Consider the following 15,104-nt stretch of genomic DNA (forward strand, 5'->3'; position numbering starts at 1 on the left):
TCTAGACCTAGTTAAATAAATAATTTGAATTCTATATGAAGTTGCTTATACTTTTGCTAAACTTCCTTTCTATTGCCAGCTTTGCCCAGCACACGCTATCAGGAAAGATTACGCTGGACGGGCAAGATCCTGCATTTGGTGCATCCATTTTCATACAGGAACTTGGCTCGGGGGCTACGGCCGACACAACAGGAAACTTTGCCATCTCTCACATTCCTTCAGGTACATACACACTCAAAATAAGCTACATTGCATATCCTTCTGTGACGGAAAAGAACTTTCGTATCAATAAAGACACGAGGAAAGATTTTACGCTGAAGCAAGGAGCCAATGCGCTAAATGAGGTTGTGGTAACAGGAACAATGAAAGAAGTTTCCAAACTCGATAGCCCTGTTCCCGTAGATATTATTACTGCGAAATTTTTATATAAAAATCCGGTTTCCAGCATTTTCGAAGGACTCAGTTATGTGAATGGTGTTCGTCCTCAACTGAATTGCAATGTGTGCAATACGGGCGACATCCACATGAATGGCTTGGAAGGGCCCTATACCATGGTACTGATAGATGGCATGCCGATGGTGAGCGGTTTATCGACTGTTTATGGGCTTTCGGGAATTCCAAACAGTTTGATCGATCGTGTGGAAATTGTAAAAGGTCCTGCTTCTACGCTCTATGGCTCAGAAGCTGTAGGAGGATTAATCAACATCATTACAAAAAATCCATCCAAAGCTCCTCTTTTCTCTGCAGATGTATTTAGTACGTCCTGGCTTGATTACAATGTGGATCTCGGTGTAAAATTAACACCGGGCCCAAAAGTAAGTTCGCTGGTTGGGGTCAACTACTTCAACTATCAACGCCCGATAGACAATAATAACGACGGATTTACAGACCTCACTCTGCAGAACCGGATCTCGGTATTCAATAAATGGTCGTTTTCTCTTCCCGATAACAAAACAGCCAGTATTGCTGCCCGCTATTATTACGAAGACCGATGGGGAGGACAAATGAACTGGAACAAATCTTACCGTGGAGGTGACGAAGTGTATGGCGAAAGCATCTATACAAAAAGGTACGAAATAATGGGAAGCTACGAGCTACCCATACATGAGAAGGTTACATTACAGTATTCTTTTAGTTCTCATAACCAAAATTCAGTTTACGGAGATGTGCCGTATCTGGCTGACCAAAAAATTGCATTTGCCCAGTTACTGTGGGATAAAGAGTTAGGTAAGCACAATCTTCTTTTCGGAACGCCGTTCCGTTACACTTACTATAATGATAATACACCGGCTACACGACGTGCTGAGGGACAAGACCATGCCGACCAGATATATCTTCCGGGAGCGTTTGTCCAGGATGAGATGAACTTCGGCAAGCATACCTTGCTGCTTGGTGCCCGATACGATTACAATAGCAGGCATGGCAGCATATTTACACCACGTATGGCGTACAAATACAAATTTAACCAGACGGACGTGGTCAGGTTGAATATCGGCCGTGGATTCCGAATCGTGAATCTGTTTACAGAGGACCACGCTGCCCTGACCGGGTCCCGGGATGTAATTATCAAAGAAGCACTCAATCCCGAACAAAGCTGGAATGCCAATCTTAATTTTGTCAAAAAAATTGTGACCGGCAATTCTTTCGTAGGCCTTGATGCTTCTCTTTTTTACACACATTTCACCAATCGTATCTTACCTGACTATGATACCAATCCCAATCAGATCATTTACGACAACCTTGACGGTTACGCGGTATCAAAAGGCATCAGTCTGAATCTGGATTTCAACTTTCCTTTTCCGCTCAAAATCATTGCCGGAGGTACTTATATGGAAAACTTCCAAAAAGAAAATGGAGTGAAGTTTCGCCCTGTACTGACTGAAAGATTTACAGGCATCTGGTCCTTATCCTACGAAATGGCGAAATCAGGGTTATCATTCGACTACACCGGGAATATCTACAGTCCCATGCGCCTGCCTTTGCTAAGCGATGAAGATCCCAGAGCAGCCAATTCTCCTTTCTGGTCGCTACAAAACCTGCAGATCACAAAAAAATTTAACAATGGTTTAGAGCTATATGGAGGTGTAAAAAACCTGCTGAACTTTACTCCGCCATCCAACTCCATCGCCCGCTCATTCGACCCATTTGATAAAGATGTTAGCTTTGACCAGCAGGGACAGGTAATTGCTACACCGGAAAATCCTTACAGGCTTACTTTTGACCCCTCCTACGTTTTCGCTCCTAATCAGGGACGAAGGACATTTCTGGGAATGCGCTATACATTTCGCTGAAATTGTATAAAAAATTGTACAAGAAATAGCTTGACACCCAAAATGATATAATTTTTCAAAGAATGAAAACGTATATTATACTGATATTCATTGCATTGAATAATCTATGATTGTATATTTGTGCCATCACTAAAAAAACACTACGAAAACATGGCATTAACAAAGACGTTCGTAAAGAGCAAATCCCTCTATAAAGTAACCTTTACGGTACCTGCTGAGGCAGTTGCTGAGACTAAAAAAGTAGCGCTTGTGGGTGAATTCAATGGCTGGAATCCTGAAGAAGCTATCGCATTAAAAAAGCAGAAAGATGGTTCTTTCAAAACAAGTCTTGAACTAGCAGCAGGAGAATATCAGTTCCGCTACATCCTTGACGATGATAAGTGGGAGAACGACTGGGAAGCAGACAAATATGTACCCGCAGGAGTAGATGCTACTGAAAATTCAGTAGTTGTACTTTAATTGAAACATCACAAAAAAGCTGAAACTGACATATGCCGTTTCAGCTTTTTTATGCTCATTTGAAATAGCTTAAAGTCTTATATTTTGAAAGCATCGCTTTCCTGATATGCTTTAATCAAAGCTTCTTCTCCTTCTTTTCCTGATTGAGAATTTCCGTGTTCCATTCCCATAATGAACGACTTGTTTTCCTTCTTGCTTCGGTCGTAAATATATTTGAACACATTCTTAAAATTGATCTCACCCGTTGTAGGTTCTTTTCTTCCTGGTTCGTCACCAATCTGGAAGTAATCAATCTCACTCCAGGTTTTATCAATATTATAGATCAAACGACCTTCATTTTTCTGCATGTGATAAATGTCATACAGGATCTTACAAGATTTACTGTTCACACCACGACAAATCTCATAGGTTTGCTCAGAAGTACGTAAAAACAAATTGGGTGTATCGCTCAGTGGTTCAAGTACCATTACAAGCCCGTGCGGCTCCAGGATCTCCGCACCACGTCGAAGGGCGTCAATTACATGACCTGTTTGCACACCTATTGGTAGATTGCGCTCGAAGTCACCCGGTACAACGGTCATCCATTTTGCATTAACACGCTTAGCAACTTCAACCGCTTTTTTACAGCCGTTTAAAAAAATATCAACATACTCTTTTTTACCTGCCGCCAGGGTATTCGCTCCGTTGCCCCCTTTATCTACGACAAAAACCCCCATCTCCATTTTGAGGCGAGCCATTTCTTTTGCAATCTTCTCCTGCTCTTCCACAGGTCTGCCCATCATACCATTGTCCTCCAAAGCCATAAAGCCATTGTCAGCCATGAACTTCAGCTGGTCAATCACGTCTTTTCCGGCTGAGTTCTGGAACATCCCAAAATGAGATGCATATTTGAGTTTAAACTGATTTTTTGCAGCGGGGCCTGATGGTCGGGCGAAAGTTTCACCGGCAGCTACCGCACCGGCTATACCTAGTGTAGATTTCACAAAATTTCTGCGAAGCATATTCTTCCTGATGTTATGTTTAAAACGTAAAGGGAATTGGAACCCTAATATACCCCAAAAGCCGTTTCAATCTATATTTCAATTTTCAAAACAGACATCTTTCCAGTTGAAAAGTTTACCTGCGTTTACGACGTTTGCGCTTTGATTTAATGTCAGTAGGTTCATCCGGTGTTGAAACGACCTCGACTGGCTTTGGAAGAAATGGCATCAATTCTGTTCTGATCTCTTCCCGGAAAGCATTCTTTAATCCGTCAACCGCGGCGTCTTTTATGTCTCCATTCAACTGATTTGATTTCAACAATTTTATCGCTACATCTTCGCCCGGCCAGCTGCCGCCTAAAAAACGTGCGGCACTTGCCTGAACGTCTCTTGATTCACCTTGATTCAAAGCTGCTTTTTGCAGCAGATAGATTGCCTCAGTACTACCGGATGTTCTGATAGATGCGAGCAGCGCTATTTTTTTATCTTCAGGCAATCGAGACAATTTCTCCGATATTGAAGTAACACCAGCTTGCTCCAGCAACAGTTTTCCGGCATCTCTACCTATTACTTCATTGTGTTTTTCCAACGCCAGCCTGAACAGTCTGTCATTTTCAGTTGTAGGCTCATAGCGCTCCACCAGTTCGATGTAATCTTCTGTACCATAGGTTTCGTCCAGAAGTTTATTTAAAGCCGTAAGTCCTTGCTGAGAATTACTGACAAACGATTTATCCAAATGTAATAATGCCAGCTTGCTTACCTGAATACGATCAGAAGCAGGAACTTCCAGCACATGAAGCAACGCTTGTGTTTTTTCATAACCCGCATGAAAAAAATCGAAAGCTCTGAAATAGCGAAGTCTTTCTTTAAAGCTGACAGCCGTATCAGAAGCAAGCGTTGTCAGATATGGGATTGCTTTTCGGGTACGGGCCAGCCATATGATGTCCTTTCCTGCAGGCGTAAGTTCAGGTTTAGGTCCGGCGCGTTCCAGCCAGGCAGGAAATATGCGCTCCCATTGATCGAATGCACCAATACTTAATGCCTCCACCGACCAACGATCATGACCTTTATACTGTTTTGCCAGCTGCAGCCAAACATCCAATGCCTCGTAAGTGTGGTTGTGATTAATTGCCAGAGCACATTCCCTGCGTACCTGTGGATGCGGATCAGAAGTAAGTCTTTTGATATATTCCGTAGGATCACTATTTCGCTGACGTACCGCACGTAAGGCCACGATTCTTAGGTTGTGGTTCAATTCTCTGAATGCAATGTCAAGATTGCGGTAATTAAAACCTTCAATATTATTCAGCACCCAAAGCGCACGTGCACGCAAGCGTGGATTTACAGCAGGATCCCGAAATAGATTTTCAAGCTCATCTTCCGCCTGCCAGCCTAGTTTAACACATGCGTTCCAGGCCATATATCGCATAGATAAATTAGGGCTCTGCAATGCTTTTACTGCCTCAGCAGGAGATGTAAGATCATAATTGGGAATGGTGTAAGGTGTGCCCGGAGGTGCGATCCGATACAAACGCCCCCGACTTTTATCTTTCATCTTATGATTACCTATGACAGAATCGTACCAGTCAGAAACAATCAGCGAACCATCAGGAGCTACACAAACATCTGAAGGCCTGAACCATTTATCGCGCTTTCCTTCCACCAAAGGGAGAATACCGGTTGACTTAAAGCCTGCTCCTTCATCTTTTACAGGAAAAGCATTAACCGAATTTAATCCTGCATCTGCCAGGATAATCTGATCCCAGAAACGTCGTGGTAATAAATCGCCTTCATAAATCGTCATCCCCATAGGAAATCCTGATCCTGTTTCTACCAGATTGGGTACTACGCCGGGATCATTCTGGTGCCAGTGCCTGCGTGGTATTTCATCCTCCAGATTGGTTCTGTTAATGCGCCAACTATTGTTGTTCATTTCATCGACGTAACCAAAATTACCGTTTTCCATGACATAGGATACACGGTCTCCGGCATTTCCAGGTTCCTCCTGGTCCGACTGCCAGACAGTACCATAACTATCAACAGCCAATTCAAAGCCATTTCGGAAATTTTCTGCAAGAATTTCGACTTTTCTGAAATCCTGCGTGCAACGGAATACTACGCCCTGCTTATATTGCCTGAAATCAATGGGTCTTTCATACTTGTCAAGTAAGGGCCGATCCTGGCCATCCACCAGTTGCCGCCCTGCGTTGCCATAGTTGAAATAAAACTTACCATCCGGACCAAAAACGAAAGAGTGAATCCCGGCATCATTCTGAGCACCTCCTATACCTTTAAAAAGTATCTCTTTTTTGTCAGCTTTATCGTCGCCATCCGTATCTGTAAAAAGCCAGACATACGGACTTTGAGAAACAATCGCTTTGTTGCCCATCACCCATATACCCATTGGCGCATTAATCTCAGGTCCCTGATAAAATACTTTTGTTACATCCGCTTTGCCATCACCATCTTTATCTTCAAGGATCAGAATTCGATCACCCATGCCCAGCTCCGACTTCCCATTTACTGCAGGCCGGTAATTATATCCTTCCAAAACCCATACACGCCCACGGTGATCGACATCAATACTGGTGGGGTTGACAAGATTGGGTTCAGAAGCGAAAAGTGTTGCCTCGATTCCATCTGCTGGCTCAATACCCATTGCTGCATTGATCGAAAAGCGTTTTTCAGCCTCCGAGAATCGTGCATAAATAGAATCAGGATGTGTTACTACAAGAGAATCGGAAATTTGGGAAAATCCGGAAGTATGGAGAAGAAAAAAGCTTGTAGCAAAAAACCAGCTAATTCCCTTTAAATTAAGTCGTTTCAAAATGTACTATAATATCGCGGCCACTAATCAAAAAACAATCAAAATTACCTGTTGTTTCTGGGATTAAGAAATCAAAGTTGACAACAGGACCTGTAAATTATTGATCTGGCACAAAAAAGCGAGAGCTGACTCACCTGAACCAGCTCTCACTTCTTAAACTTTAACTAATCCTATTTCTTTTTCAAACTAGTCATATATTCCGTCAGGTTTACCAGCTCCTCAGTACTCATCGCATCCTGAAGTCCTGCTGGCATCATCGAATCCTTCATTTGTTTGATCGACTTCACCTGCGACATTTTATATTCCTGCGTGGCGCCTCCCGGAAATTTAACCAAAAGATCAGTTTCTGTTTTGCTTGATATAATTCCTGATACAGTAGAACCATCTTTAAAGGCAATTTCAAAACCTTCATAACCAAAACCGATACCTGCACTCGGATCAAATATGGCTGCATACAGCGCTTCCTTAGGCAGCTTGTCTCCGATTTCAGAAAGTTTCGGCCCGAAATCCATTCCATCACCATTTACCTGATGGCAAACTGAGCAGTACATGGCAAAAACATCTTTTCCTTTAGCAACATTACCTTTCATGGTAATCAGTTCTTTTATAGCAGGGTGTTTCTTTACGACAGTGCCCTCTTCCTGCAGATATTTGGCAGCTTCTACCTTCACTGCTTTCCTCCATGCTCCACTCACCCCTTGCACTGCAGCCGCTTTCAGCTCACCAGCTATTTTACCTTCTTTCAACAAAATCAAAACCTGATCTTCTCCATTCATCGTCCCACCCATTGCCTTTACGGCGGCTGTTCTTAAAGGCAAACCATATTTCGCATCAGTAGTCACACTTTCCAGAATACCCAAAGATTCTTTGTTACCTACTCCTTTGATAGAAGCAAGTATATTTTCTCCCTTTGTTTGATCTTTGCCTTTGATTGTGCTCCATATCAGTGCACTCCCCCCCTGTTTGAGCAGTTGCTGTCCTGCTTGCCTGCCCAGGTTTTCATTGGATTTAGACAATGCCAGATCAAGCAATCTTTTGTTTTCCGAAGCCAGGTCATACCGGGAAACAAGCTCCATATAAACTCCATTGCCATAATTCGCATCCAATACTTTTTTCAAAGCAGCCTGCGCATCGGCAGATTGTTTCACAAAAGCAGGATCCAGGTGGCGTAATGCCAGATTGCTGATTTCAACCTGGTTGGTGGCTTTTCCTTTCATGATTTTCAGCAAGGCAGCAGATTTTTCTTTGCCACCAGAATTGAAATCAAAAGCGCGGAAGTATCTCAGACGACTTTTCAGATCCACTGATTCGTCGCTCGCCAGAGAAGCCAATAAACCGACAGACTCTTTACTTCTTGACCTCCAAACGATATCTTTGCCCGCCTCTGTTGAAGTTGGATTAGCGCCAACGGCAGTAATCCATGCTTTAAAGAAACTATCCCATTGCCCTTCTGCACCTATTCCCAATGCTTCAAGATACCATCTGTCTTTTCCGTCATATTGCTGTGCAAGCTTTACCCAGTATGCTGCCATTTCAGGTGTATTGTCTCCATAAATAGCCAATGCACACTCACGTCTTACTTGTGGTTCAGCGTCATTTACCAACATGGCAAGGAACTTACCCAGTTGCTGTGTTCTGCTTTGTTTCACAATTCTCAACGCGGTAATTCTTAAATCAGGATTGGTACTTTTGACAGCGGTTTCCAGGTATGTAGTATTCGACTTATCGATATGACTTAAAGCCCAAAGTGCACGTGCCTGCATTCTTGGGTTTTCTTTATTATCATATACCTTTTCTAACTCAGAAACAGCACCTTTGCCCAATTTTGTCAAGGCGTCCCATGCCAGATATCTCACTGAAAGGTTGGGACTTTGCAAAGCTGCGACAGCGCCGGCTGGAGTTGAAAAATCACTTTTTGGAATGCGATAGGGTATATTGACAGGTGCGATTCGGTACAAACGCCCTTTGCTCTGATCACCAGCCTGATGCCCCCCTACTCCCGGATCATACCAGTCAGACACAATCAATGAGCCATCTGGTGCCACGCAGACATCCGAAGGACGGAACCACTGATCTCTTTTCCCATCTACAATATTCACAATTTTAGCACTATATCCGGCACCTTGTTTTTGAACTGGATAGGAACGAACCACGTTATGTCCCGGTTCACAGTGAATCATCTGCCCCTGGAAGGCCTTCGGCAACAAATTTCCTTCGTACACAACCATACCTGTAGGAGAGCCAGATCCCGTCTGGAGGAGGTTGGGAACCACTCCCGGATCATTCAAATGCCAGTGACGATATGGAATGGAATCTTCCATATTTGTACGATTTGCTCTCCAGCCAGCGCCGGTCATTTCATCAGTATATCCGTAATTACCGTGTTGCATCACATAATTGATACGTACACCTTTATTACCGTCATCATCGTTGTCCGACTGCCACATCGTGCCGTAGCTATCTACAGCGACCTCATAATTATTTCTAAAATTATGACCCAGCACTTCAACGTTCTTAAAATCAGGATCGCAACGAAAAACAATTCCCTGCTTTATTTTTTTGAAATCAATTGCTTTACCATCTTTTCCTACGACAGGTTTACCGTCCCTACCCAGCAACTGACCACCTTCGTTTCCAAAATTGAAATATAATTTTCCATCCGGCCCCAGAGTGAATGCATGCATACCATGGTCATGCTGTTCGCCGCCAACGCCTTCGAAAATAACCTCTTTTTTATCTGCCTTACCATCTCCGTCACTATCCGTAAACAGCCACACATATGGACTTTGCGAAACCACAACCTGATTCCCCATTACCCAAATCCCTAATGGAGAATTGATTTCTTTTCCCTGATAAAACACCGTTGTTTTATCCGACTTTCCATCTCCGTTTGTATCTTCAAGGATTACAATACGGTCACCCTCATCTTTGGTCGGATTGCCATTAATAGCAGGGCGGTAATTATATGCTTCGCAAACCCAGACTCTCCCCAGATGATCCACATCTATATTAGTTGGATTGGTAATAGTGGGTTCGGAAGCGAAAAGTGATGCTTCCAGACCCTCAGTCAAAGTCAAACCTGCAACGGCATACTTTGGAGACCTTTTTTGTGCATCTGTCAGATCCTTATACAAACTATCCAAAGTCAGTTTGTCCGCTGTACTTGGATTGGAACGCTGAAAAGATGCTATAGAAAGACTTAGTAAAGCACCACCGGCAACTGCCAGTCCCAAAGATTTTTTGAAGTTCATGTAGTAATTATAATTTTAAGTATCAGACGCTTTCGGATACAAATTAATCTCAGCGATAGCTTTACCTAATGGAATAAACTGAGTAAAAGTATTATTATTATTCGAATAAATATTGGTAAATTTAAGCAACTACAGATTATTAATTGTCATAATTACACATGAACTCTATTTTTTTTACGATCCCTGCATTTTTAGCACCTTTTATACTGAATGCTCAAACATTGCCAGATGTTATACAGATCAAGACAGCTGTTCTTGCAGCACCGCTCGACAAACGTGACGGAGCAAAAGTTTACGGGTATGCATCTGACGGCACATTTAAGGTATTACGGGAGGGGACAAATGATTTTGTATGTCTGGCAGATGATCCTAAAAAAGAAGACATTGGCGTATCATGCTATCACAAAGATCTCGACAGCTTTATGGAGCGGGGAAGAAAGCTTACCAAAGAAGGCAAAAGTCAGAAAGACATTTTTGATATCAGAGAAAAAGAGGTGAAAGACGGTACACTGAAAATGCCAAAACAGCCCTCTACGTTATATGTATTGTCTGGCAAAAAAGACCAATATGAGACAGCAACCGGTGATCTTAAAAACAGCTATTTGCGGTACGTCATTTATATACCTTTTGCCACATCAGAAAGCACTGGACTACCGCTTAAACCAGATGCAGAAGGAATGCCCTGGATTATGGACCCTGGAACACATCGTGCGCACATTATGATCAATCCGGCACGGCAATAGCCATCAAATAACCTGTTTCATGGAGAAGGCGACAGCCTCTTCTATGAACAGTGCTTTGGTTTTTGTCCACACAACAGTGAAAAAGTCAGTCTGGCGGTAGGCGTCCAGATCCTGTACAGATTCCCAATGACTATATGTGATAAGCACATCCGGATCGTCAACATCCTGCAAGAGTTCAAGATGGCTACAACCTTTCATAGCCAGAATGGCTTCATAATGTGTTTCAAAAATAGTACGGAAAGTATCTGCGTTTCCTGTTGCGAAAGTCATTCGCACAATTCTCACAATCATAGATCAGGTATGTATTAAAACAACAGGGTATATAGCCGGCAACTGCGTCTTTTCAAAAAAACTTAAATGATGAAACTTAAATTACCTCTTGTATTAAGCCTGATGGCTTTTGCTTTTCAATCTATGGCTCAAACCGAAGTTATCAATCTTTGGCCTGACGGCAAAATACCCAATTTTAAAAACAGTGATATACAAGAAAAATCTGTAACGGATGACAAAGGTATATTGCGGATCAGTGGTGTTACTGTACCCACAATCACAGCCTATATTGTTCCGAAAGAGAAGGCTACAGGCGCAGCAGTGATGATCTGTCCGGGCGGAGGATATGGAATATTGGCCGCTTCTCACGAAGGCAGCGATTTTGCAAAGTGGTTTAACGACCGTGGTATATCTGCTTTTGTGCTCAAATATCGTCTGCCCAACGAAAAAGCAATGACCAAACAACATGAAGTTCCTCTCATGGATGCGATGCAGGGAATAGAGCTTATTCGAAAAAACGCTGACAAATGGAATATTGATCCTAATAAAATCGGAGTAATGGGATTTTCTGCGGGAGGGCACTTAGCAGCAACTCTTTCAACTCATTATAATATGGGAGCAAAAGCATCGGAACAGGCTAAACCTGACTTCTCCCTCCTGATCTACCCGGTGATTTCTTTGTCTCAAAAAATATCCCACGGCGGATCGCGTGACAACTTATTAGGGCCTGACAAATCAGAGGAATTGATCAAATATTATTCGAATGAATTACAGGTATCTGAAAAAACACCACCTGCATTTCTTGTACATACTATGGATGATGGAGCTGTGCCGGTAGAAAATAGCATAGAATATTACCTGGCACTGAAAAAATTTAAAACTCCGGCTGAAATGCACCTGTATCCTACTGGTGGACATGGATATGGCTTCCGTACAGAAGGAAAAGGATCTTTACAAAACTGGCCTGATGCTCTGGAAGGATGGTTGAAAGCAATGGGTTACAGCAAATAAAAAATTGATAAAAACTAAAGAGTTTACAGGATGAAATTCAGCTCATTCTGTAAACTCTTTAATTGATCAGTTCATGGCAATTAGTGTTCGGGTAGACGATTCGGTCACTTCATTGGTAGAAAGGTTGATCTTCTTTACAATCATTTCTTTTTCATCTGAAATTTCAAGCGTATATCTACCGTCGGTTACTTCTGAGAAGTTCAGTTTCCTGCCAAACTTTTCCAGCGATTTAGAAAATTTCTCTTCATGAACAACTTTTCCTTTGCTATCGAGTAAACGTAATTTTACACTTTCTCCTTTCTGCTTTTCCATCAATACATTCATTGTGAGCGTATTTTTAACACGATATATACCTACTTTAAAATTCTCGCAGCTGTTGTTTTTACATTCTTTTTTAACATCGAATGGAGCGGCAAAAGAAGAGGCATTGATTAGAATGACACCGCAAGCGGCAAGGACGAAGTTTTTTAATAATTTTCTCATGGCTATGAAGGTTACTCAGGTGTATATTTTATTAATATTTCACCAAAGAGGTTTTCATACACGACTGTGTTGCATGGTTTGTATAAAAGGCAAAAAACAAGGACGAACGGTTACTTAACCACCAATGGCAATCATGGTACGATTTTGCTCATAATCCGACTTCGCCGTTTTTTCGCCAAAGCCTACATGCCCCCCGTGAGCGAAGTGTTTTTTACTAAAGTGATCTAATATAATCGGACGGACATCGTCTCCTTTTCTAAGAGGCGTTAGCAAATCTATCTCCGAGGTATCAAAAAGGCAATTTTTTAATTTGCCATCAGCAGTAAGCCTGATACGGTTGCACCCTGAACAAAACGGATGGGTTACAGTTCCTATAATTCCGAAAGTACCCGCTGCTCCTTCCACCTGATACCTGCGCGCAGTATCATTGGGTTCTGCCATCAACTGACGAAAGTCGAAGACATTACTAATGCCGGATAGAAGCTCATGATGCGATACAATTTTGGACATATCCCACTGATTGCCACTAAAAGGCATAAACTCTATAAACCTGATATGAAGCAATGGATTATCTCGTGTAAGGCTCACGAAGTCATTGATCTCCTGATCATTGAGTCCGCGCATGACAACTGTATTGAGCTTTACAGTAAATCCTTCTGAAAGCAACAATGTGATATTGTCCCTCGTCTTTTGATAATGATCCCGTTTGGTTATGGCCTTAAACTGATTTTCATTCAATGTATCCAGACTCACATTCAGCGACTTTACCCCGGCATCTTTAAGCTGTGGTATATATTCGTCGATCAAGACCGCATTTGTTGTCAGCGTCAGAGATGTGTCAAGCTTTCCTAATCTCTCAATGATGTTTCCCACATCCTTTCGCACCAAAGGTTCTCCACCTGTAAGTCGGATCTTATCCACACCCATCTCAACAAAAATACGGGCAAGCTCCTCTACTTCATCTGCCTGCATGAGCCATTTGGACGGCATAAACTGCATGTCTTCCTGCGGCATACAGTACGTACAACGCAGATTACACTTATCTGTCAGTGATATACGCAGATAAGTGTGTTTACGCCCGAATGTATCCTGAATTGACATCATTGCTATAAAGTAGATACCCGAATTTGTACGTTATGAATGACGGGTTCCCTGCATAACGCTAAAAACGTGTAATACGTGCGGAAACAGTGCATCCATATATTCTGTGACCGCTCCCGTACTTCCCGGCATAGCGATCACCATTGTATCTTTTATTAATCCGGCAACAGACCTTGAAAGCATAGAAGTAGGAACACGTTGCTGACCATATTGCCTTGCAGCTTCTGCAATTCCGGGGATTTCTCTATCAAGAAGTTCAGTCACGGCTTCAGGCGTCACATCTCTTTCTGACAGACCCGTACCTCCGGTGATCAATATAAGATCATATTTATTGGATACCAACCCTTTCAACTTTTCCTGAATCAACTCCTTATCATCTCTGATCACACCATAATCCTGAACTTCCAGAGACAAAGCTTTTAACTTTTCGATAATTTTCCTGCCAGAGCGGTCCTCTCCGGTTCCAGCCGAGATAGTGTCAGAACATACCAGTACGGCGGTTTTAAGATCGTGTCCGAGTGCTTTCCGGTCACTTTTCCCACCCTTCTTTTCCAGCAATCTGATATTCCTGATTTCAACACCTTTATCAATCGGTTTGAGCATATCATACATTGTCAGCGCCACTACAGATGCGCCATGCATTGCTTCTACCTCTACACCGGTTTTATAAATTGTCTTGACTGTAAGCTCTATAACAACAGATAATTCTTCAATCCGGTAATTGACTCCTGTGTATTCAACAGGAATCGGGTGACAATCAGGTAACAGATCCGGCGTTTTTTTAACTGCAAGAAACCCTGCTGCTTTGGCCATCTCAAAAACATCACCTTTCGGAACTGTTCTGTTCTGTATAGCCAGTATGGTTTCAGGCTTACTCACTACCACTGTTGCTTCTGCAGTTGCAATCCGTAACGTATTTATTTTATGGGTTATATCAACCATTCAGTCATTCAATTTTGATAAAAATATAGATCAGGCACCTCAGGAATTTTCCTTCCACAGATACCCACCTTCAGATACAAGCTCTTTCCCAAATATCGGCACGTTAGCCTTAATTTGCTCAACAATGTATTCAGACGCTTCAAAAGCAACTTTCCGATGCTTGGAGGATACAAATACGAACAAACTTATTTCACCGGTTGGAACCAGCCCAAGGCTATGATAAATATGCATACAAACCAGATCGAAACGTTCAAATGCTGATACTCTTATTTGATGAAAACTTTCTTCCGCCATCTCCTCATAAGCCGAGTAATCAATGCCTGTCACCATACCACCCTCTTTCTGGTCTGCACGTATTTGCCCCAAAAATATAGCGTGCGCTCCGATACCTGTCTTTGACTGGTGGCTGGCAATTGACTTCGCTACAAAATCCGGACTGATCGGCCCTTGCAGAAATACCTTCCTGGGTTTCTTTGTCTTATCCATTTTTTAATATTTGATTGTTCCTAACCGCCAGCAAATGGAGGTAGTAAGGCAATTTCCGACTGATGTATGATGGATGTTGAATCTACCGCAATTTGCTTATTCACCGCCACCTTAAACTTTTTATCTTTCAATAAAGGATATTTTTCTTCAATCTGCTGCCTGAAACCAGCAACCGTAATTTCTTCTTTCAACAACCAGCTTTCACTACTCTGCCCGGTTATTTCCGACAACATTCCGAAATACATTACCTGAACCTCCAT

Annotated in this window: 13 protein-coding genes; 4 read left to right on the forward strand and 9 right to left on the reverse strand. The window is 42.4% G+C overall.

Features of this window, described 5'->3' with window-relative positions:
• The first annotated feature begins 35 nt into the window (after positions 1 to 35).
• Entirely contained in the window at positions 36 to 2,291 is a 2,256-nt protein-coding gene (locus AC1XUE_RS18900) for a TonB-dependent receptor (RefSeq protein WP_483357545.1), read from the forward strand.
• A 150-nt stretch (positions 2,292 to 2,441) separates the two neighbouring features.
• On the forward strand, positions 2,442 to 2,750 hold the full coding sequence (locus AC1XUE_RS18905; RefSeq protein ID WP_483357546.1) for an isoamylase early set domain-containing protein: 309 nt from the start codon (positions 2,442 to 2,444) through the stop codon (positions 2,748 to 2,750).
• 77 nt (positions 2,751 to 2,827) lie between these two features.
• On the opposite strand, the gene AC1XUE_RS18910 is transcribed toward AC1XUE_RS18905, so the two are convergent.
• The 3 genes from AC1XUE_RS18910 to AC1XUE_RS18920 all read right to left on the reverse strand — a co-directional run bounded on the left by AC1XUE_RS18910 (position 2,828) and on the right by AC1XUE_RS18920 (position 9,808).
• On the reverse strand, positions 2,828 to 3,751 hold the full coding sequence (locus tag AC1XUE_RS18910) for a hydroxypyruvate isomerase family protein (RefSeq protein WP_483357547.1): 924 nt from the start codon (positions 3,749 to 3,751) through the stop codon (positions 2,828 to 2,830).
• Between the two features lie 115 nt (positions 3,752 to 3,866).
• Positions 3,867 to 6,557 carry a PVC-type heme-binding CxxCH protein gene (locus AC1XUE_RS18915; RefSeq protein ID WP_483357548.1) on the reverse strand — a complete coding sequence of 897 codons (2,691 nt, stop codon included), beginning with the start codon at positions 6,555 to 6,557 and terminating at the stop codon, positions 3,867 to 3,869.
• A gap of 170 nt (positions 6,558 to 6,727) precedes the next feature.
• A complete protein-coding gene (locus AC1XUE_RS18920) occupies positions 6,728 to 9,808 on the reverse strand; it encodes a PVC-type heme-binding CxxCH protein (protein ID WP_483357549.1) in 3,081 nt (1,026 codons plus the stop codon).
• Positions 9,809 to 9,966: 158 nt separating this feature from the next.
• On the opposite strand from AC1XUE_RS18920, the gene AC1XUE_RS18925 reads away from it, so the two are divergent.
• Positions 9,967 to 10,551 carry a hypothetical protein gene (locus tag AC1XUE_RS18925; RefSeq protein ID WP_483357550.1) on the forward strand — a complete coding sequence of 195 codons (585 nt, stop codon included), beginning with the start codon at positions 9,967 to 9,969 and terminating at the stop codon, positions 10,549 to 10,551.
• Positions 10,552 to 10,554: 3 nt separating this feature from the next.
• Here AC1XUE_RS18925 and AC1XUE_RS18930 read toward each other — a convergent pair whose 3' ends face one another.
• Positions 10,555 to 10,842 carry a putative quinol monooxygenase gene (locus AC1XUE_RS18930; RefSeq protein WP_483357551.1) on the reverse strand — a complete coding sequence of 96 codons (288 nt, stop codon included), beginning with the start codon at positions 10,840 to 10,842 and terminating at the stop codon, positions 10,555 to 10,557.
• Between the two features lie 66 nt (positions 10,843 to 10,908).
• Here AC1XUE_RS18930 and AC1XUE_RS18935 point away from each other — a divergent pair, with 66 nt between their 5' ends.
• The gene (locus AC1XUE_RS18935; RefSeq protein WP_483357552.1) at positions 10,909 to 11,832 is read left to right on the forward strand and encodes an alpha/beta hydrolase; all 924 of its coding nucleotides are present in this window, start codon (positions 10,909 to 10,911) and stop codon (positions 11,830 to 11,832) included.
• 66 nt (positions 11,833 to 11,898) lie between these two features.
• Here the strand turns inward: AC1XUE_RS18935 and AC1XUE_RS18940 are convergent, their stop codons facing one another.
• From AC1XUE_RS18940 to AC1XUE_RS18960, 5 genes are all read right to left on the reverse strand, one after another.
• Positions 11,899 to 12,315: a T9SS type A sorting domain-containing protein gene (locus AC1XUE_RS18940; protein WP_483357553.1), complete on the reverse strand. Its 417-nt coding sequence runs from the start codon at positions 12,313 to 12,315 to the stop codon at positions 11,899 to 11,901.
• Between the two features lie 114 nt (positions 12,316 to 12,429).
• Positions 12,430 to 13,419 carry a GTP 3',8-cyclase MoaA gene (gene moaA / locus AC1XUE_RS18945; protein WP_483357554.1) on the reverse strand — a complete coding sequence of 330 codons (990 nt, stop codon included), beginning with the start codon at positions 13,417 to 13,419 and terminating at the stop codon, positions 12,430 to 12,432.
• Between the two features lie 30 nt (positions 13,420 to 13,449).
• The gene (gene moaCB, locus AC1XUE_RS18950) at positions 13,450 to 14,358 is read right to left on the reverse strand and encodes a bifunctional molybdenum cofactor biosynthesis protein MoaC/MoaB (protein ID WP_483357555.1); all 909 of its coding nucleotides are present in this window, start codon (positions 14,356 to 14,358) and stop codon (positions 13,450 to 13,452) included.
• Positions 14,359 to 14,397: 39 nt separating this feature from the next.
• A complete protein-coding gene (locus AC1XUE_RS18955) occupies positions 14,398 to 14,844 on the reverse strand; it encodes a molybdenum cofactor biosynthesis protein MoaE (protein WP_483357556.1) in 447 nt (148 codons plus the stop codon).
• Positions 14,845 to 14,864: 20 nt separating this feature from the next.
• Positions 14,865 to 15,104, reverse strand: coding sequence for a MoaD/ThiS family protein (locus AC1XUE_RS18960; protein WP_483357557.1), 240 nt, complete (start codon positions 15,102 to 15,104; stop codon positions 14,865 to 14,867).

The sequence above is a fragment of the Dyadobacter sp. HNCC25DJ187 genome, assembly GCF_056895255.1.